The following is a 17,534-nucleotide window of genomic DNA, read 5'->3' as shown; positions in this document are numbered from 1 at the left end:
GAGGGCTGCAGCCTCTCGCCTGTTCGGTCGAGGGCTGCAGATTTGCGCGAGGATGTGAAGCTACACCCGGAGCCATCCCACGGCCGGGCCAGACGGTCAGATCGCGTGCGCCTCGCGCAATGACCGGGCCGCTTTCTCTCCGATGATGACACACGGCGCCATCGTGTTGCCGGTGGTGATCCGCGGCATCACCGAGCCGTCGGCAATGCGGAGCCGGTCGACGCCGTAAACCCTGAGCGTGCCGTCGACCACCGACATCGCGTCGCGCCCCATCTTCGCCGAGCATGTCTGGTGCCAATAAGTCACCGCGGAGTCGCGCACGAAACGCTCCATCTCGGTGGCATCAAGAGGGCCGGGCATCGACTCGCGTGCCACCAATGGCTCGAACGCTCTCGTATTACCGAGCGAACGGCAGAGGTCCACACAGGCGATCGCCGTCTTCCAGATCGTCAGGATGCGACAGCATGTTGGCTTCGATGTGCGGTGCTGCAAGGGGTTCGGCGTTCCGGAGCCTGACCCGGCCTCGGCTCTTCGGCAAAGCGAGGCCTGCAAACATCGTCCAGCCATGAGCAGGCGCCCCGGCTGCCGTCTCGGGGCTCGGCACCGGAAACTCGACCTGGCAGAACAGCAGGTCCGGAGATTCGAGCGCGGCGTGGGATTTCCAGTACAACGTCGCCGCATTACCGGTGTTGCGCGGCGCGATCGGCTTGCGATACTCCCAAATGCATCCGAACGAGACGTGATCCTGCAGATTCTGGCCGACGCCGGGCAGGTGCTGGACCACGGGTATATCAAGCGCTCGGAGCTCGTTCTCGTCGCCGACGCCGGAGCGCATCAGCACCGCCGGCGTCTGGATCGCTCCGAGCGCGAGCACGACTTCCCGCGCCGCGCCGATCCGCAAGGCGTGCCCGTCGCGTATCGCTTCGATGCCGACGGCCCTGCCGTGTTCGATCAGGATGCGAGAGACCTGCGTGCCGGTCAGTAGCGTGAGATTGGGTCGATCGAGAAAAGAATAGGTATAGGCCCGGAAGATGGAGTTGCGCCTGCCATTGCGGACGAGAATGTCCGTGATGGCGCAGCCGCCATCGCCTTCCATCATCTCGCCGTTGGGGCTTTCGAACGTCGGAATGCCGATCTCCTTCGCCGCTTCCAACATCGCCAACGCGGCCGGCCCGGGATCGGGCGACGGCTGCACGAAGACCGGGCCGCCGGTGCCGCGATGACGAGGATCGGGCGTGCCCTGCCAGTTCTCGATCTCCCGAAAAATCCTTGAGACCGAATCGTAACCCCAGCTCTCGTCGCCGCTTTGCTCGGCGAAGAAATCCCAATCGCTGCGGTGACCGCGCGCCCACAGCATCACGTTGATGCTCGAACCGCCGCCGACGACCTTGCCCATCGACATCGGAAGGGCGCGCCCGTTCAGATGCGGATTTGGCTCAGCGACAAAACCCCAATCGGTCGCGCTGCCGAGGTTGCCGGGCCATGCCGCCGGGTCCATGACGGTCGGCACCTCATCGCTGCCCCCGGCTTCGATCAGCAGCACAGCGACGGACGGATTTTCCGCGAGGCGGCGGGCAACCACGGAGCCCGAGCTGCCGGCGCCGCAGACGATGAAGTCGTAACTGCGGCGAAGAGTCTCATTGAGCTGGCGCTGGTTGGCAGCAGCGCGGTCGGCAAACTCGGAAAGGTCGGACGGCAGGACGTCGTTCATGAGGTCACTCCAGGCAGTTGCGTGCGGCCGAAAGGGAGCTTCCGGGCGAACGCTGGTGAGGAAGGGAAGGAGGGTCAGTTGTCAGCTGGGATGGAGAAGGCGGTCATGGATCGCGCCTGTCCCGCAGCTGACGCCCGTGTTTGGCCGAGGCACGGGTTCGGTCGTGCGAGGACGATTTCCCGGCTTTGCGGGACGGATGGGGGATTGGGCTGTCAGGCCATGGCTTGCTCCTTCTGAGGGGATGAGGGTGGGCGCGGCGCATCTGCCAGAGAGCGCGCAGCCATCCTATCAGATTTATCAAATCTATCATTATCATCAAATCTATCAAAATAGAAGGAATGCCCCTTGTCAACGGAGCCGGAAGCACGACATTGTGAGGAGGGGACAGGCCCGGCCGGCAAACGGCCGAGGGCAGAGATGGGCGCGATGGACAAGGACATCCTGACGACGGCGGAGGCTGCCAAGATTTTGGGGGTCTCGATCCGCACGGCGCAGCTTCTGATCGAAGGCGGGACGATCCCCTCTTGGAAAACTCCGGGCGGCCATCGACGCGTCTACCGCCGGGACGTCCTTGCGCAGATCACCGGCCCCGCTCAGCCGATGACGGCTTCCGCGCGGGTGGTCGTGATTGCGCGTCCGAACGCATCGCCGACTACGCAAGGGCGCTTGCGAAGGTCAAATACTGCGTCGTCGAGCGCTATACCGACGTCTATGCGGCGCTGCTCGGGATCGGCTCCCGGCTGCCGTCGGCGGTTGTCATCGAAGCTGAACCATCGGACGCCGGCAGGTTGGCTCTGCTGGAGAGCTTGCGATCTGATCCGGCCCTTGGAGCCACCCAGATTCTCGTCGTCGGCCGCTCTTCGGCAGATATGGGAATGACGCGTTTCATCGATGGATTGGAAGCGCTACCGGAGGCGGTCGAGGCGGCAATCCGGGGCGCAGTGGAGCCTCTCGTCCCGTTCGACGCGCCGCCATCCTTTCCGTTTCCGGCCAATGAGGGCCAGCGCCTCGTGGCGCTCGAACGCTCCGGCCTGGTCGACACGCCGCCGGAGGATGCCTTTGATCGTCTGACCTGGTTGGCCGCACATAGCCTCGACGCTCCCGTCGCATTGCTGACGCTGCTCACCCCGACCCGGCAATGGTTCAAGTCGCGTTACGGGCTCGACATGGCCGATACGCCCCGCGGCTGGGCGTTCTGCAATTACACCATTCTGGAGAAGGATATCATGGTCGCGGAGAACCTCGCGACCGATCCGCGCTTCACCGAGAATCCGGCCGTGTCGGGAGAACTTGGGTTTCGGTTCTACGCGGGGTGCCCGGTGGTGGATCCCGATGGCTTCACGCTCGGATCACTCTGCGTGATCGACACGAGGCCGCGCACGCTCGACGACATCCAGAAGCAGATCCTCGCCAGTCTCGCCGCGCTCGCTTCAGACGAGATCAAGCTGCGCGTCACCGACCGCCAATTGCGCCGGGCGGCCGAGCCCGGGATTTCGAAGCCGAGTGCGCAAGCCCGATCCGACAACAAGCGCGATGCTCGGCAGGGCACTGCGTGACGAGACACCGCGTGACACCCCGGCGGGTGTCACGCAACACGGCCCGTCAGACCTGGCGCTCGACCATCTTGAGCTTGAGCTCGGCGATGGCTTCGGCGGGATTGAGTCCCTTCGGACAGGCCTTGGCGCAGTTCATGATGGTGTGGCAGCGATAGAGCCGGAACGGATCCTCGAGATTGTCGAGCCGCTCGCCGGTCGCCTCGTCCCGCGAATCGGACACCCAGCGATTGGCCTGGAGCAGCGCGGCGGGGCCGAGATAGCGTTCGCTGTTCCACCAATAGCTCGGGCACGAGGTCGAGCAGCAGGCGCAGAGGATGCATTCGTAGAGGCCGTCGAGCTTCTCGCGGTCCTCGTGGCTCTGGCGCCACTCCTTCTGCGGCGTCGGCGAGGTCGTCTTCAGCCACGGCTCGATCGAGGCGTATTGCGCGTAGAAATTGGTGAGGTCGGGGACGAGGTCCTTCACCACCGGCTGGTGCGGCAGCGGATTGACCTTCACCGCGCCGTCCTTGACGTCGTGCATCGAGCGGGTGCAGGCCAGCGTGTTCTGGCCGTCGATGTTCATGGCGCAGGAGCCGCAGACGCCTTCGCGGCAGGAGCGGCGGAAGGTCAGCGACGGATCGATGTGGTTCTTGATCCAGATCAGGCCGTCCAGCACCATCGGACCGCAATCGTTGGTGTCGACGTAATAGGTGTCGACGCTCGGATTCTTGCCGTCGTCCGGATTCCAGCGATAGACACGAAATTCGCGAAGCTCGGTCGCGCCCGGGGGCTTCGGCCAGGTCTTGCCGCCGGTGATCTTGGAGTTCTTCGGAAGTGCGAATTCTACCATTGCTCTAACCTTTCGTCATTCCGGGATGGTCCGAAGGACCAGACCCGGATCTCGAGATTCCGGATTCGATACTGCGCATCGCTCCGGAATGACGGCTGATGTTCGCTCAGTACACACGCGCCTTCGGCGGGATGTACTGCACGTCGTTGGTCATGGTGTAGTCGTGAACCGGACGGTAGTCGATCTTGACCTTGCCGGCATCGTCGAGCCAGGCCAGCGTGTGCTTCATCCAGTTCTTGTCGTCGCGCTCGGAGAAGTCCTCGCGGGCATGCGCGCCACGGCTCTCGGTGCGGTTGGCGGCCGAGTTCATGGTCACCACCGCCTGCGCGATCAGGTTGTCGAACTCCAGCGTCTCGACGAGGTCGGAATTCCACACCAGCGAGCGATCGGACACCGCGATGTCGGTGATGCCGCTGTGGACCTTCGCGATCAGGTTCTGGCCTTCGCTCAGCACTTCGCCGGTGCGGAACACCGCGCAATTGTTCTGCATCACGTGCTGCATGCCTTCGCGCAGCTTCGCGGTCGGGGTGCCGCCGGAGGCGTAGCGGTAATGATCGAGACGGCTGAGCGCCTTCTCCGCCGAGTTCGCCGGCAGTTCCGGTTGCTCGGCGTTGGGCGTCAGCTTCGCGGCGCAGCGCAGCGCCGCGGCGCGGCCGAACACGACGAGGTCGATCAGCGAGTTGGAGCCGAGCCGGTTGGCGCCATGCACGGAGACGCAGGCGGCTTCGCCCAGCGCCATCAGGCCGGGGACCACGGCATTGTCGTCGCCGTCCCGCTTGGTCAGCACTTCGCCGTGGTAGTTGGTGGGAATGCCGCCCATGTTGTAGTGCGTGGTCGGCACGATCGGGATCGGCTCGCGCGTCACGTCGACATTGGCGAAGATCTTTGCGGACTCGGAGATGCCGGGCAGCCGCTCGGCCAGCACCGCGGGATCGAGATGGTCGAGATGCAGGAAGATGTGGTCCTTCTTCTTGCCGACGCCGCGTCCCTCGCGGATCTCGATGGTCATCGCGCGCGAGACGACGTCGCGCGAGGCGAGATCCTTGGCCGACGGCGCGTAGCGCTCCATGAAGCGCTCGCCCTCGGAATTGACGAGGTAGCCGCCTTCGCCGCGCGCGCCTTCGGTGACGAGGCAGCCCGCGCCGTAGATGCCGGTCGGATGGAACTGGACGAACTCCATGTCCTGGAGCGGCAGGCCGGCACGCAGCACCATGCCGCCGCCGTCGCCGGTGCAGGTATGAGCCGAGGTGCACGAGGCGTAGACGCGGCCATAGCCGCCGGTGGCCAGGATCGTAGTCTGGGCGCGGAAGCGATGCAGCGTGCCGTCGTCGAGCTTGAGCGCGATCACGCCGCGGCAGGCGCCCTGGTCGTCCATGATCAGGTCGATGGCGAAGAACTCGATGAAGAACTCGGCCGCATGGCGCAGCGACTGGCCGTACATCGTGTGCAGCATGGCGTGGCCGGTACGGTCGGCGGCGGCGCAGGTGCGCTGCGCCTGGCCCTTGCCGAAGTCCATGGTCATGCCGCCGAACGGACGCTGATAGATCTTGCCGTCCTCGGTGCGCGAGAACGGCACGCCCCAATGCTCGAGTTCGTAGACCGCCGCGGGCGCATTGCGCACCATGTATTCGATCGCGTCCTGGTCCCCCAGCCAGTCCGACCCCTTCACGGTGTCGTACATGTGCCAGCGCCAGTCGTCCTTGTGCATGTTGCCGAGCGAGGCGGAGATGCCGCCCTGCGCTGCGACGGTGTGCGAGCGGGTCGGGAACACCTTGGTGATGCAGGCGGTGCGCAGGCCGGCCTCGCTGCAGCCGACGACGGCGCGCAGGCCCGCGCCGCCGGCGCCGACCACGACGACGTCGTAGGTATGGTCTTCGATCGGATAGGCTTTGCCGTTGGTGGCGGGAGCGCCGTTGCCCGAGCCATTCGTTGTATTGGCCATGGGTTTACACTCCCGAGGAAAGTTTCAGGATCGCGTAGGTCGAGGCGAGCGCCACGGCGACCGAGAAGAAGTTGTTGAGCATGATCGAGATGAGCTTCAGCTTCTCGTTATGGACGTAGTCCTCGATCACCACCTGCATGCCGATCTTCATGTGCCAGGTGCTGGCGAAGATGAACAGCAGCAGGATCACCGCGACGGGAATCGAGCTGAGGATCTGCGCCGCGCCGACCTGGTTGCGGCCGAGCAGCATCATGATGATGACCAGGACCGGGATCATCAGCAGCGTCATGGCGACGCCGGTGATGCGCTGGCGCCAGAAATCGGAGGTGCCGGAATGCGCTGCGCCGAGATTGCGGACGCGGCCGAGCGGGGTCCGCATCGAGGGGCGCTTCGGAGAGCCGTGGGATTCGTCGAAGCTCATCGTCCGCCTCCGATCGCATAGGCGATGATCCAGACCAGCACGGTCAGCGCGATGCCGCCGATCAGCGCGCCCCAGGTCAGCGCCTCCCGCTCATTGGCCTTGAAGCCGTAGCCGAGATCCCAGACGAAATGCCTGATACCGCTGAGCATGTGGTGCATCAGCGCCCAGGTGTAGCCGAACACGATCAGCCGGCCGATGATGCTGCCGGCGAAGGCCTGGACATGGGCATAGGCGGCCGGGCCGGAGGCCGCCGCGACCAGCCACCAGACCAGCAGCAGCGTTCCGACGTAAAGGGCGATGCCGGTGGCGCGATGCACGATGGACAGCGCCATCGTCAGCGTCCAGCGGTAGACTTGCATGTGTGGCGAGAGCGGTCGTTCGATCCGTGCGGTCATGGGCTTTGATGTTGTATTGCGGCCCAACAGGGGGCGCGCGGGGATCGGAAAGGTCGGCTCTATTTACGGAGTCGATCTGGCCCGCGCAATCACCAAATCGCCATAAATCGAACCTTCGTTCAGCTCTAGAGCCTTGATGATGCAGGGCCAATCAGGGTCTTGGTATACCAGCGCATGCGTCCGCCAACGAAATAATGAATATCCATCCACTTGTTGCGGGCGGAGCGAGGTTCGTTGAAATTACTATTGGAACGCATCTAATCGGCCCTGCCGTTCAAACCCGGACGCCCAAGGCGCCGCCCGCAGGCTCGTGCCATTCTGCGTCCTCCGCGCGATCCGTTCTGGATATGCGCCCCCTGCATTCCACCCCAGCCGGCAAGCCCGGCGGGTCGACCGCGGGAATCAGATCGCCTAATGCTCCCGGATGCAGCCTCCGAACCGAGCCGCTGCGACGAGGTCGCCGGGGCAGATCAGGAGTGATCGCAGGTCTCGATATCAAGGAGCTTGTCGAGCTCGCGCTGTTGCTGATCGCAACCGGCGCGCTTTCGGGATTCCTGGCCGGCGTGTTCGGCATCGGCGGCGGCGCGATTTTGGTGCCGGTGTTCTACGAATGCTTCCGCATCGCCGGCGTGCCGCTCGAGGTGCGCATGCCGCTCTGCGTCGGCACCTCGCTCGCGGTGATCATCCCGACCTCGATCCGTTCGTTCCAGGCGCATTACAGGCGCGGCGCGGTCGACATGACGATCCTGCGCACGTGGTGGCTGCCGATCGTGATCGGCGTCGTCGCCGGCGCCGTGATCGCGCGCTACGCGCCGGAGCGCTTGTTCAAGATCGTTTTCGTTGCCGTCGCCTATTCCGCGGCGGCGCGCCTCATCTTCGCGCGCGAAGGCTGGAGGTTCGGCGAGGATCTGCCGGAGGGGCCGTTGATGCGTGCCTATGGCTTTTGCGTCGGCATTCTCTCGACGCTGATGGGCATCGGCGGCGGGCTGTTTTCGAACCTGCTGATGACCTTTTACGGCCGCCCGATCCATCAGGCGGTTGCGACCTCATCGGCGCTCGCGGTGCTGATCTCGATTCCCGGCGCGATCGGCTACGCCTATGCCGGCTGGCCGGCGGCCGCGACCTATCCGGCCGTCGCAGCCCTGCAAGTTCCCTTCGCGCTCGGTTACGTCTCGCTGCTCGGCGCCGTGCTGGTGATGCCGATGAGTCTCGTCACCGCGCCGCTGGGCGTGAGGGCGGCGCATGCGATGTCGAAGCGCAGGCTGGAAGTGGCGTTCGGGTGCTATCTGTTCATCGTCGGCAGCAGGTTTGCGCTGAGTCTGGTGGGCGGGCTGTAGCCGTCACACCCTCCGTCATTGCGAGCGCAGCCAAGCAATCCAGATCCTTCCGCGGAGGCAGTCTGGATTGCTTCGTCGCAAGGGCTCCTCGCAATGACAAAAGCGAGAGCGAGTCCCCCTCACTTCTTCGCGTAAATATCCTTGTAGGTCTCGCGCAAGATGTTCTTCTGCACCTTGCCCATGGTATTGCGCGGCAGCTCGTCGACGACGAAGACGCGCTTGGGCATCTTGAACTTGGCGAGGCGTCCGTCCAGCCCCTTCAGGACCGCGGCTTCGTCGATGCTGGCGCCGGGCTGGCGCACCAGGACCGCGGTGACGCCCTCGCCGAAATCGGCATGCGGCACGCCGATCACGGCGGACTCGATCACGCCGGGCATGGCGTCGATCTCGCTCTCGATCTCCTTGGGGTAGACGTTGAAGCCGCCGGAGATGACGAGATCCTTGCCGCGACCGAGAATGTGGACGTAGCCCTTGGCGTCGATCTTGCCGAGATCGCCGGTGATGAAGAAGCCGTCGGGGCGGAATTCGGCCTTGGTCTTCTCCGGCATGCGCCAATAGCCCCTGAAGACGTTCGGCCCCTTCACCTCGATCATGCCGATCTCGTCACGCGGCAATTCTTTCCCCGTTTCGGGATCGGTGACGCGCACCGCGACGCCCGGCAACGGAAAGCCCACCGCGCCGGGCACCCGTTCGCCGTCATAAGGGTTCGACGTGTTCATGTTGGTCTCGGTCATGCCGTAGCGCTCGAGCACCGCGTGCCCGGTGCGCGCCGACCATTCGCGATGGGTCTCGGCCAGCAGCGGCGCCGAGCCCGAGATGAACAGCCGCATGTGCTTGGTCGTCTCGTGCGACAGCGCCGGATTCTGCAGCAGCCGCGTGTAGAAGGTCGGCACGCCCATCAGCACCGTGGCGCGTGCCATCAGCTTGATGATGAGGTCCGGATCGAGCTTCGGCAGGAAGATCATCGACGCCCGCGCGAACAGCGTCACGTTGGTCGCCACGAACAGCCCATGGGTGTGATAGATCGGCAGGGCGTGGATCAGGACGTCCTTGTCGGTGAAGCGCCAATAGTCGACCAGCGAGAGCGAGTTCGAGGCGAGATTGTCGTGGCTCAGCATCGCGCCCTTGGAGCGGCCGGTGGTGCCCGAGGTGTAGAGGATCGCGGCGAGATCGTCGTTCGCCCGCGGCACCGTGGTGAAGTCGCTGCCAGCCTTGTCGGCAGCCTCGGTCAGCGAACCCTTGCCGTCGGGGCCGAGCGTCTCGACCCTGGCGTTCACCTTGGCGGCGATCGGGGCGAGGCCTTCGGCCTTGGCGGGATCGCACACCACCAGCGAGGGCTCGGCGTCGCCGATGAAATAGTCGAGCTCGTTCAGCGTATAAGCGGTGTTGAGCGGCAGATACACCGCGCCGGCCCGCACCGTGCCGAGATACAGCACGATATTGGCGACGGATTTTTCGACCTGCACCGCGACGCGGTCCCCAGGCTTCACCCCGCGCGCGACCAGCACGTTCGCCATCTGCCCTGCCCGCGCGATCAGTTCGCCATAGCTGATGTGGCCCCCGTCATGCGTCTCGATCGCGAGGCGCTTGGGATCGTCGAGGCCGTCGAACAGGCGGGAAAACAGGTTGGCGTTGGCAGCTGGGTTCATGCAACATTCCTCGCCGGCAGAGGCCGGTCAAAACCGAGGGCTGGATTAGCAAAAACCGCCCCGCAGAAGCAACGGAGACAGTTTGCATGACCAGAGTTGGGAAACGCGTGGCCTGGGTCACGGGCGGTGGCAGCGGGATCGGAGAGGCCGGCGCGGCGGCGTTGGCGGCCGACGGCTGGACGGTGGTGGTCTCGGGCCGCCGACAGTCGGCCCTGGATGCCGTGGTGGCGAAGATCATCGAGGCGGGCGGAGCCGCCGAGGCCATTGCACTCGACGTCGCCAACGCGGCCGATGCCCAGAAGGCGGCCGACCGGATCGTCGCAAGGCACGGCCGCATCGACCTGCTCGTGAACAATGCCGGCATCAATGTTCCCAAGCGCAGCTGGAAGGACATGGAGCTGGAGGGCTGGGACAAGCTGGTCCAGGTCAATCTCAACGGCGTACTCTATTGCATGCGCGCCGTGCTGCCGACGATGCGCAAGCAGCAGGACGGCGCGATCATCAACGTCTCGTCCTGGGCCGGCCGTCACGTCTCGAAAATGCCGGGCCCGGCCTACACCACCACCAAGCATGCGGTGCTGGCGCTGACCCATTCCTTCAACATGGACGAATGCGTCAACGGCCTGCGCGCCTGTTGCCTGATGCCGGGCGAGGTCGCGACGCCGATCCTGGAGCTGCGTCCGGTGGTGCCGAGCAAGGAGGAGCAGGCGAAGATGCTGCAGCCTGAAGACCTCGGCCGCACCATCGCGTTCATCGCGAGCATGCCGGCGCGCGTTTGCATCAACGAAGTGCTGATCAGCCCGACGCACAATCGCGGCTTCATCCAGACGCCGAACAACAGGGATTGAGGTGGGTAGAACTCGCCGCAATCTCCCCTCGTCGTCCCGGGGCGCGACGAAGTCGCGAACCCGGGACCCATAACCACAGGGAGTGGTTTGGCGAAGACTCGGAGTGGCCATCTCGTGTCACGACATCTCCCTGTGGTTATGGGTCCCGGATCTGCGCTTCGCTTGTCGGGGACGACAGCGGTGCGTGAGAGGTGCATGTTCGCCCCCACGAACATTCCCGCCGATAGTTTCACGCATCACAAAGAATTTTTCCCCGAAACCGCAACCCAAGCCCTCCCGTAGTTCGGTGCAACGACGGCACTGCTGCATCACCCGCGATTGTCGCAGGCGCCGTTGTTGCCCCAACTCAACGCCGGCCATCGCCGGCACCAATTCAATCGGGAGATTCTCCATGTCGAAACGCATTGCCTATCTCGCTGCCGCCGCCTTCAGCGCCCTGGCGATCACCGCGACCGTCGTCGCGCCCGTGAGCGCCGAGGAGAAGACCGTCATGGTCGGCGGCGCCGCGATGTTCCCCTCGAAGAACATCGTCCAGAACGCGGTCAACTCGAAGGATCACACCACGCTGGTGGCGGCGGTGAAGGCCGCGGGCCTGGTGCCGACACTGGAAGGCAAGGGACCGTTCACGGTGTTCGCGCCGACCAACGCCGCCTTCAGCAAGCTGCCGGCCGGCACCGTCGACAACCTCGTCAAGCCCGAGAACAAGGCGACGCTGACCAAGATCCTCACCTATCACGTCGTGCCGGGCAAGCTCGCGGCCGCCGACCTCTCTGACGGCAAGAAGCTGAAGACGGCCGAGGGCGAGGAGCTGACGGTCAAGAAGATGGACGGCAAGGTCTGGATCGTCGATGCCAAGGGCGGCACCTCGATGGTGACGATCTCCAACGTCAACCAGTCGAACGGCGTGATCCATGTGGTCGACACCGTGCTGATGCCGGCGACGTAACACCAGACGATCCTGTTTCATCCCCGAACAAGGATGGTTCAGACCGCGAGCCGGGGATACCCGGCTCGCTTTTTTGTGACCACAATAGCCCGGCGGCATCGATTCGATGGCCGGCAGGGCGTAACGAAAAGCGAAATACCGGCGTATAATTGCTGTCGCACGGACGTTCAGGACGGAACCATCATGGCGAGCCTCACAATCACCGACGAGAAGGTCGGAGACACCCCGGCCAAAGTGATCCAGCCGGCCTGGGTCCGGGTCATGCATTGGATCAACGCCCTTGCCATGATCCTGATGATCCTGTCGGGCTGGCAGATCTACAACGCCTCGCCGCTGTTCGACTTCCGCTTCCCGCGCGAATACACGCTCGGCGGCTGGCTCGGCGGCGGCCTGCTCTGGCATTTCGCGGCGATGTGGCTGCTGATGATCAACGGCCTCGCTTACCTCGTCACCGGCTTCGTTACCGGCCGCTTCCGCAAGAAACTGTTCCCGATCACGGCGTCAGGCGTGCTCCGCGACGTCAGGGCCGCCCTGACCTTCAAGCTCGGCCATGACGATCTCACCGTCTACAATTACGTGCAGCGGCTGCTCTATGCCGGCATCCTCGTGGTCGGCGTGCTGATCGTGCTGTCGGGGCTTGCGATCTGGAAGCCGGTGCAGCTCTATTATCTCGTTATGCTGTTCGGCGATTATCCGGCCGCGCGCTACGTCCACTTCTTCTGCATGGCCGCGATCTGCGCATTCCTGGTCGTTCACGTCTTGCTTGCGCTGCTGGTGCCGAAGAGTCTGCGCGCGATGATCATCGGTCGCTAATCAGGAGATCCGTCATGGCCAAGCGTCCGTTCCTCATCCCCGGCGTCGACAAGCGGCTCCTGATCAAGGACTCTATCAAGACCATGCCTGACCTCGCCCGCCGCCGCTTCATCGCGGGCGGTGCCAGCCTGGGTGCGCTGACGCTGCTCACCGGCTGCGACGTGATCGACTCGTCCTCGGCCGAGACCATGCTGGCGAAGGTCTCGAAGTTCAACGACGCCGTGCAGGCCTGGATGTTCAATCCCGACGCGCTGGCGCCGACCTTCCCCGAGAGCGCGATCACGAAGCCGTTCCCGTTCAACGCCTATTACGATCTCGACGACGCGCCCGATATCGATGGCCCCGACTGGAAGCTCGAGGTGCGCGGCCTCGTCGACAACAAGAAGTCGTGGACGCTGGACGAGCTCCACAAGCTGCCGCAGGTCACGCAGATCACCCGGCACATCTGCGTCGAGGGCTGGAGCGCGATCGGCAGCTGGACCGGAACGCCCTTGCGCGATTTCCTAAAGCTGATCGGCGCCGACACGCGTGCTCAGTACGTCTGGTTCCAGTGCGCCGACAAGGACGGCTACAACTCGCCGCTCGACATGCGCAGCGCCCTGCATCCGCAGACCCAGATGACATTCAAGTATGCCAACGAGATCTTGCCGCGCGCCTACGGCTTTCCCATGAAGATCCGCGTGCCGACCAAGCTCGGCTTCAAGAACCCGAAATACGTGGTCTCGATGGAAGTCACCAACGATTACAAAGGCGGCTATTGGGAAGACCAGGGCTACAATTCGTTCAGCGGGAGCTAGCCTCGAACTCCGTGGCCGTAGGGTGGATTAGCCGAGCGGCTGTGCGAAGCGCAGTCGCTTGGCGTAATCCACCATGCTTCAGCGCTCGGCGAACGAAGTTGGTGGATCACGCTTCGCTAATCCACCCTACGGCACCGGTTGCTTGGCGGGTCCCAACTTCCTTTGGCACAGCGACAGCACCGCCCCGAGCGCCAGCAGCGCCGCCGACACGTTGAGCGCGTAGCTCAGGCTTCCCAGCGCATCCGTGATCGCGCCGACAACGATCGGCCCCAGCGTCTGGCCAACGCCGAACGAGATCGTCATTGCCGCGATCGCGGTCGGCCACACCTTTGGCGGATAGTTGAAGCGCACGAAGGCGGTGGTCGAACCGACCACGGCGAAGAAGGCGACGCCGAACACGATCGCCGAGACCGCGAGCCATGCCGGCGAGTGCCCGAGCATCGGCAAGGCGGCACCCAGTGCGTTGGTGCCGAGGATGATGGCGGTGGCGAGCCCGCCGCGATCGAGCGCCAGCACGCCGCGCCAGGCCCAGGGCGTGACGAAGGCGCTGAGGCCAATGAGGCCCCAGAAACCCGCCTGCGCCGCGGCCCCGCCGCCGCCGTCGCGCACATAGGCGATCATGAAGGTCATGTAGGCGATGTAGCCGGCGCCGAACAGGAAATAGCTGGCGAGGTAGATCAGCACGGGCAGGATCGCGAACGAGGCCTGACCGCCGTCCGAGAAGCGGACATCGCTCTCGATCCGGATCAGAAACAGCGGGATCGTCATCGCGACTGAAAGCAGCGTCAGCGCCCACCACACGATCCACCACGAGCCCGGCCCGAAATATTGCAGCGTGAACGGGGCGATCAGCCCTGAGGACAGAATGCCGATGCCTGGTCCGGCATAGAACAGGCTGAGCAGGAAATTGGCCCGCGCGGGCTGTGTCTGGGCGATGGTGGCGGCGAGCGCGCCGCCGGCGACGAAACCGGCCGCGGCCCCGAGGCCCAGCACGAGCCGCGCCAGGCTCAGCGCGACGAAATTCTCCGTCAGCGCGCAGGTCGCGAGCGCGGCAGCGCAGGCGAGGGTTCCGCCACGGATGGCCGCCGCCCAGCCGACGCGCTGGATCAGCCGGGACGCTGCAAGCGCGCCCACGAGATAGCCGACGGCGTTGATGGTGTTCATGAATCCGGCCGCCGAGTAGGACCAGCCGAGGTCCTCCCGCATGTCGGGCAGCACCAGCGCATAAGCGAAGCGGCCGATGCCGAGCCCGACGGTGGCGGCCAGCGACAGCGTCAGGATCAGCCGCGCGGGATGCGCGTAGGGCGGGGCGCGGTCGGGTGCGTGCAAGGGGGGTACTCCGGCGTATCGCAGTGTGGCAGGCCCCGCCCGCCTTGCACAGCCGCACCCCGGCAATGGTGTCTTGCCAAGCGCGCAACGCCGCTTTAGCACTCCGGCCCATCCGTCATTCCGGGGCGCGCGCAGCGCGAGCCCCGGAATCCATTTCCCCGCCTGCGCTGTGGCCTGATGGATTCCGGGCTCGCTCGCTTTGCTCGTGCCCCGGAATGACGAGAGGGATCGAAAAGGACACGACCATGGCGACCCACAAACTGCTGCTGCTTCCCGGCGACGGTATCGGCCCCGAGGTGATGGGCGAGGTGAAGCGGCTGATCGACTGGCTCAATTCGGCCGGGATCGCCAGCTTCGAGACCGACACCGGCCTCGTCGGCGGCTCCGCCTATGACGCGCACAAGGTGTCGATCTCCGAGGGCGACATGGCCAAGGCCAAGGACGCCGACGCCGTGATCTTCGGCGCGGTCGGCGGTCCCAAGTGGGATGCCGTGCCTTACGAGGTGCGCCCCGAGGCCGGCCTGCTTCGCCTGCGCAAGGATCTGGCGTTATTCGCCAACCTCCGCCCCGCGGTGTGCTATCCGGCGCTGGCCGATGCCTCCAGCCTGAAGCGCGAGGCGGTCGAGGGTCTCGACATCATGATCGTGCGCGAGCTCACCGGCGGCGTCTATTTCGGCGAGCCCAAGACCATCACCGATCTCGGCAACGGCCAGAAGCGCGCCATCGATACCCAGGTCTACGACACCTATGAGATCGAGCGCATCGGCCGCGTCGCCTTCGAGCTTGCCAGGAAGCGCAAGAACAAGGTGACGTCGATGGAGAAGCGCAACGTCATGAAGTCGGGCGTGCTCTGGAACGAGGTCATGACGGCCGTCCACAAGCGCGAATATCCCGATGTCACGCTTGAGCACCAGCTCGCCGATTCCGGCGGCATGATGCTGGTGAAGTGGCCGAAGCAGTTCGACGTCATCGTCACCGACAATCTGTTCGGCGACATGCTGTCCGACATCGCGGCGATGCTGACGGGCTCGCTCGGCATGCTGCCCTCGGCTTCGCTCGGCGAAGTGGATGTGAAGACCAAGAAGCGCAAGGCGCTGTACGAGCCCGTGCACGGCTCGGCGCCTGACATCGCAGGCCAAGGCCTCGCCAATCCCATTGCGATGATCTCATCCTTCGGCATGGCGCTGCGTTATTCCTTCGACATGGGCGCGCTCGCCGACAAGGTCGATGCCGCGATCGCCGCCGTGCTGGCCAGCGGCCTGCGCACCGCCGACATCAAGTCGGAGGGCACCACGGCCGCCTCCACCACGCAGATGGGCGAAGCGATCCTGAAGGAATTGCAGAAGCTGCACGCCTAGGGCGGCATCGTCATTCCGGGGGCGGCTCGAAGAGCCGAACTCCGGTGCGCCTTTGCGCACCTGAGAATCTCGAGATTCCCCGGTGCGCCATTGCGCACCTGAGGTCTGGTCCTTCGGACCATCCCGGAATGACGGTGCGAGAAGAACAAAATGGCCGGGCTCTCGCCCGGCCATTTTGATTCGAGAAAGATCCGTCGCTCAGTACAGCGGGAAATTCTGCGGATAGCCGCCGACATCCTGCGGCGGCGAGAGCGGCTGGCGGTCGATCGGACGGTTGAGATTCTCGCGGGCGAAGGACGGATAGCCCACCGCCGGCGGGAAGGCATAGTCGCTGTACTTGCGGTCGCCCGGATTGACCTCGGTGCCGCCGTCGAGCCAGGAGCGCTTGCTGACATAGATGCGGGTGCGGCCCTGCTGGTAGACCGCGTTGGGGCCGCTCGGGCCGTAATAGTGGCGGCCGCGCTCGTCATAGCGCTTGGTCTTGTTGTCGGCCGAGGCCGGCGTCGCCAGGAACACGGCAGAGGACATCGCAATCACGGCGCCCGCAGCAAACAAGGTCGCCAATTTGGCAGAGAATTTCGAGCTCATCACGTCCCCTTCAAGCGGCGCACCGCCAGTCGATTTCACCCCATACTAGCCCGGCCGGGGTCAGCGCAACTAGGTCTATTGGGTCACACCGGCGCGGAATAATCGTGGGCGCCGGCAAAAGTTGCATCAATACCAGCCACTTGGACTTGATGCCGCTCAAAGCGCCCCGCGCAATTGCGCATTCGCGGCGCCCAGCAGCCAGTCTGGCGAGCCCTGGAGCTCGCAAGCACGGCGCTTCAGCTCGGCCTGGGCGAACAGGTCCGCCAGCTTCGGCTCGTTGCCGGAGGTCAACAGCGTCAGCCGGTTCAGCGTGCAGGCGATGGCGGCGCGTTGGGCGGGCAGGGTGTCTCCCTGGCAGGAGAAGCCGGAGATCTGCAAGGCCGGCTCCTCGCTGCGCTTGAGGTAGCCGAGGCATGATTGCGCCGCGCCGGTCGGCCGGAACAGCGCCACGGGGCCGAATTTCGTCTCGATCAGGCCGGCCTGCTCGAGCGGGCTCACCGCGGTCAGGCCCATCTGGACAGCAAGGTCCATGGTTGCCGGACGGGTCACGTCGAATTCGCCGCCCTCCCGGTAAATCTCGAGCGCGGCCAGCACCTTGTCCGTCGCGCCGGTCCAGCGCATGACGTCGCGGCGGCCGCCTTCGGGATGCCGAAGGATGGTGTAAGAAGCTGTTTTCTCTGACGAATCAAGCCGGCTGAGGGCGAAGGCCGGATGCGAGCGGTCGGCCACGCTCCAGCTGGGTTTCGGCATCAACTCATCGCCGCGCAGATCGGGCAGCTGGCCGAGCGCCGCAAGGCCAAGGATGGCAAAGAGCGCGAGCGCCCCCACATAAGCGATCAGCCGCGCCAGCGTGCCGACGACCTCATCGGCGAAGGCTGCCAATGCCAGATGGAGGCTGGTCCGGGTCGAGATTGCGGCCGTGCTGGCCTCGGGCGACTGCATCCACGGCCTTCCGGCATGGTCCCACGTTGTCTTGAGGCCGGTTCTCGCATAGAAGCGCTGCTCTTCCCGTTTA

At 64.9% G+C, this 17,534-nt stretch carries 16 protein-coding genes and 1 pseudogene; 8 read left to right on the top strand and 9 right to left on the bottom strand.

The features are described from left to right. Nucleotides 1-96 precede the first annotated feature (96 nt). Nucleotides 97-1,711: pseudogene (locus tag ACETMP_RS23100) on the bottom strand (GMC family oxidoreductase). 417 nt (nt 1,712-2,128) lie between these two features. Between ACETMP_RS23100 and ACETMP_RS23095 the strand changes: the two are divergent. Beyond that, the gene (locus ACETMP_RS23095) at nt 2,129-2,590 is read left to right on the top strand and encodes an excisionase family DNA-binding protein (protein ID WP_375158001.1); all 462 of its coding nucleotides are present in this window, start codon (nt 2,129-2,131) and stop codon (nt 2,588-2,590) included. Next, nucleotides 2,587-3,267, top strand: a complete 681-nt coding sequence (locus tag ACETMP_RS23090; RefSeq protein WP_375158000.1) for a GAF domain-containing protein — start codon at nt 2,587-2,589, stop codon at nt 3,265-3,267. Before ACETMP_RS23095 ends, ACETMP_RS23090 begins: the two co-directional genes overlap by 4 nt. A 46-nt stretch (nt 3,268-3,313) precedes the next feature. On the opposite strand, the gene ACETMP_RS23085 is transcribed toward ACETMP_RS23090, so the two are convergent. The 4 genes from ACETMP_RS23085 to sdhC all read right to left on the bottom strand — a co-directional run bounded on the left by ACETMP_RS23085 (nt 3,314) and on the right by sdhC (nt 6,854). Further along, nucleotides 3,314-4,096: a succinate dehydrogenase iron-sulfur subunit gene (locus ACETMP_RS23085; protein WP_375157999.1), complete on the bottom strand. Its 783-nt coding sequence runs from the start codon at nt 4,094-4,096 to the stop codon at nt 3,314-3,316. A gap of 106 nt (nt 4,097-4,202) precedes the next feature. Then, nucleotides 4,203-6,038 (bottom strand): succinate dehydrogenase flavoprotein subunit, encoded by a 1,836-nt coding sequence (gene sdhA / locus ACETMP_RS23080; RefSeq protein ID WP_375157998.1) that lies wholly within the window; start codon nt 6,036-6,038, stop codon nt 4,203-4,205. Between the two features lie 4 nt (nt 6,039-6,042). Then, a complete protein-coding gene (gene sdhD / locus ACETMP_RS23075) occupies nt 6,043-6,459 on the bottom strand; it encodes a succinate dehydrogenase, hydrophobic membrane anchor protein (RefSeq protein WP_257179235.1) in 417 nt (138 codons plus the stop codon). Then, nucleotides 6,456-6,854 carry a succinate dehydrogenase, cytochrome b556 subunit gene (gene sdhC / locus ACETMP_RS23070; RefSeq protein ID WP_028133330.1) on the bottom strand — a complete coding sequence of 133 codons (399 nt, stop codon included), beginning with the start codon at nt 6,852-6,854 and terminating at the stop codon, nt 6,456-6,458. The genes sdhD and sdhC overlap by 4 nt, the downstream gene beginning before the upstream one ends. Before the next feature lie 476 nt (nt 6,855-7,330). On the opposite strand from sdhC, the gene ACETMP_RS23065 reads away from it, so the two are divergent. Further along, nucleotides 7,331-8,191, top strand: a complete 861-nt coding sequence (locus tag ACETMP_RS23065) for a sulfite exporter TauE/SafE family protein (RefSeq protein WP_375157997.1) — start codon at nt 7,331-7,333, stop codon at nt 8,189-8,191. A 119-nt stretch (nt 8,192-8,310) separates the two neighbouring features. On the opposite strand, the gene ACETMP_RS23060 is transcribed toward ACETMP_RS23065, so the two are convergent. Further along, nucleotides 8,311-9,840, bottom strand: a complete 1,530-nt coding sequence (locus ACETMP_RS23060; protein WP_375157996.1) for a malonyl-CoA synthase — start codon at nt 9,838-9,840, stop codon at nt 8,311-8,313. Nucleotides 9,841-9,926: 86 nt separating this feature from the next. Here ACETMP_RS23060 and ACETMP_RS23055 point away from each other — a divergent pair, with 86 nt between their 5' ends. From ACETMP_RS23055 to ACETMP_RS23040, 4 genes are all read left to right on the top strand, one after another. Further along, entirely contained in the window at nt 9,927-10,688 is a 762-nt protein-coding gene (locus tag ACETMP_RS23055) for an SDR family oxidoreductase (protein WP_375157995.1), read from the top strand. 391 nt (nt 10,689-11,079) lie between these two features. After that, nucleotides 11,080-11,634, top strand: a complete 555-nt coding sequence (locus tag ACETMP_RS23050; protein WP_375157994.1) for a fasciclin domain-containing protein — start codon at nt 11,080-11,082, stop codon at nt 11,632-11,634. Between the two features lie 183 nt (nt 11,635-11,817). Further along, a complete protein-coding gene (locus ACETMP_RS23045) occupies nt 11,818-12,447 on the top strand; it encodes a cytochrome b/b6 domain-containing protein (RefSeq protein ID WP_375157993.1) in 630 nt (209 codons plus the stop codon). Between the two features lie 14 nt (nt 12,448-12,461). After that, nucleotides 12,462-13,244 (top strand): molybdopterin-binding protein, encoded by a 783-nt coding sequence (locus ACETMP_RS23040; RefSeq protein WP_375157992.1) that lies wholly within the window; start codon nt 12,462-12,464, stop codon nt 13,242-13,244. A gap of 126 nt (nt 13,245-13,370) precedes the next feature. Here the strand turns inward: ACETMP_RS23040 and ACETMP_RS23035 are convergent, their stop codons facing one another. Beyond that, nucleotides 13,371-14,573, bottom strand: a complete 1,203-nt coding sequence (locus ACETMP_RS23035; protein ID WP_375157991.1) for a YbfB/YjiJ family MFS transporter — start codon at nt 14,571-14,573, stop codon at nt 13,371-13,373. 245 nt (nt 14,574-14,818) lie between these two features. Between ACETMP_RS23035 and leuB the strand changes: the two genes are divergently transcribed. Next, the gene (leuB, locus tag ACETMP_RS23030; RefSeq protein ID WP_028133322.1) at nt 14,819-15,931 is read left to right on the top strand and encodes a 3-isopropylmalate dehydrogenase; all 1,113 of its coding nucleotides are present in this window, start codon (nt 14,819-14,821) and stop codon (nt 15,929-15,931) included. Nucleotides 15,932-16,129: 198 nt separating this feature from the next. On the opposite strand, the gene ACETMP_RS23025 is transcribed toward leuB, so the two are convergent. Continuing rightward, nucleotides 16,130-16,519 (bottom strand): hypothetical protein, encoded by a 390-nt coding sequence (locus ACETMP_RS23025; protein ID WP_028133320.1) that lies wholly within the window; start codon nt 16,517-16,519, stop codon nt 16,130-16,132. Nucleotides 16,520-16,675: 156 nt separating this feature from the next. Then, complete coding sequence (locus tag ACETMP_RS23020; protein WP_375157990.1) at nt 16,676-17,461, bottom strand: hypothetical protein; 786 nt, start codon at nt 17,459-17,461, stop codon at nt 16,676-16,678. Between the last annotated feature and the right edge of the window lie 73 nt (nt 17,462-17,534).

It is taken from the genome of Bradyrhizobium dasycarpum (assembly GCF_042019905.1).
Classification (GTDB): domain Bacteria; phylum Pseudomonadota; class Alphaproteobacteria; order Rhizobiales; family Xanthobacteraceae; genus Bradyrhizobium; species Bradyrhizobium japonicum_B.
The sequence above is the reverse complement of the archived record's forward strand: the minus strand, read 5'-3'. Positions and strand labels throughout refer to the sequence as shown.

What these genes read in the sequence shown, in the direction of transcription:
- leuB (WP_028133322.1), top strand. Translation starts at nt 14,819, where the DNA reads ATGGCGACCCACAAACTGCTGCTGCTTCCCGGCGACGGTATCGGCCCC.
- sdhC (WP_028133330.1), bottom strand. Translation starts at nt 6,854, where the DNA reads ATGACCGCACGGATCGAACGACCGCTCTCGCCACACATGCAAGTCTAC.
- ACETMP_RS23045 (WP_375157993.1), top strand. Translation starts at nt 11,818, where the DNA reads ATGGCGAGCCTCACAATCACCGACGAGAAGGTCGGAGACACCCCGGCC.
- sdhA (WP_375157998.1), bottom strand. Translation starts at nt 6,038, where the DNA reads ATGGCCAATACAACGAATGGCTCGGGCAACGGCGCTCCCGCCACCAAC.
- ACETMP_RS23090 (WP_375158000.1), top strand. Translation starts at nt 2,587, where the DNA reads ATGACGCGTTTCATCGATGGATTGGAAGCGCTACCGGAGGCGGTCGAG.
- ACETMP_RS23040 (WP_375157992.1), top strand. Translation starts at nt 12,462, where the DNA reads ATGGCCAAGCGTCCGTTCCTCATCCCCGGCGTCGACAAGCGGCTCCTG.
- ACETMP_RS23060 (WP_375157996.1), bottom strand. Translation starts at nt 9,840, where the DNA reads ATGAACCCAGCTGCCAACGCCAACCTGTTTTCCCGCCTGTTCGACGGC.
- ACETMP_RS23055 (WP_375157995.1), top strand. Translation starts at nt 9,927, where the DNA reads ATGACCAGAGTTGGGAAACGCGTGGCCTGGGTCACGGGCGGTGGCAGC.
- ACETMP_RS23050 (WP_375157994.1), top strand. Translation starts at nt 11,080, where the DNA reads ATGTCGAAACGCATTGCCTATCTCGCTGCCGCCGCCTTCAGCGCCCTG.
- sdhD (WP_257179235.1), bottom strand. Translation starts at nt 6,459, where the DNA reads ATGAGCTTCGACGAATCCCACGGCTCTCCGAAGCGCCCCTCGATGCGG.
- ACETMP_RS23095 (WP_375158001.1), top strand. Translation starts at nt 2,129, where the DNA reads ATGGGCGCGATGGACAAGGACATCCTGACGACGGCGGAGGCTGCCAAG.
- ACETMP_RS23020 (WP_375157990.1), bottom strand. Translation starts at nt 17,461, where the DNA reads ATGCAGTCGCCCGAGGCCAGCACGGCCGCAATCTCGACCCGGACCAGC.
- ACETMP_RS23025 (WP_028133320.1), bottom strand. Translation starts at nt 16,519, where the DNA reads ATGAGCTCGAAATTCTCTGCCAAATTGGCGACCTTGTTTGCTGCGGGC.
- ACETMP_RS23085 (WP_375157999.1), bottom strand. Translation starts at nt 4,096, where the DNA reads ATGGTAGAATTCGCACTTCCGAAGAACTCCAAGATCACCGGCGGCAAG.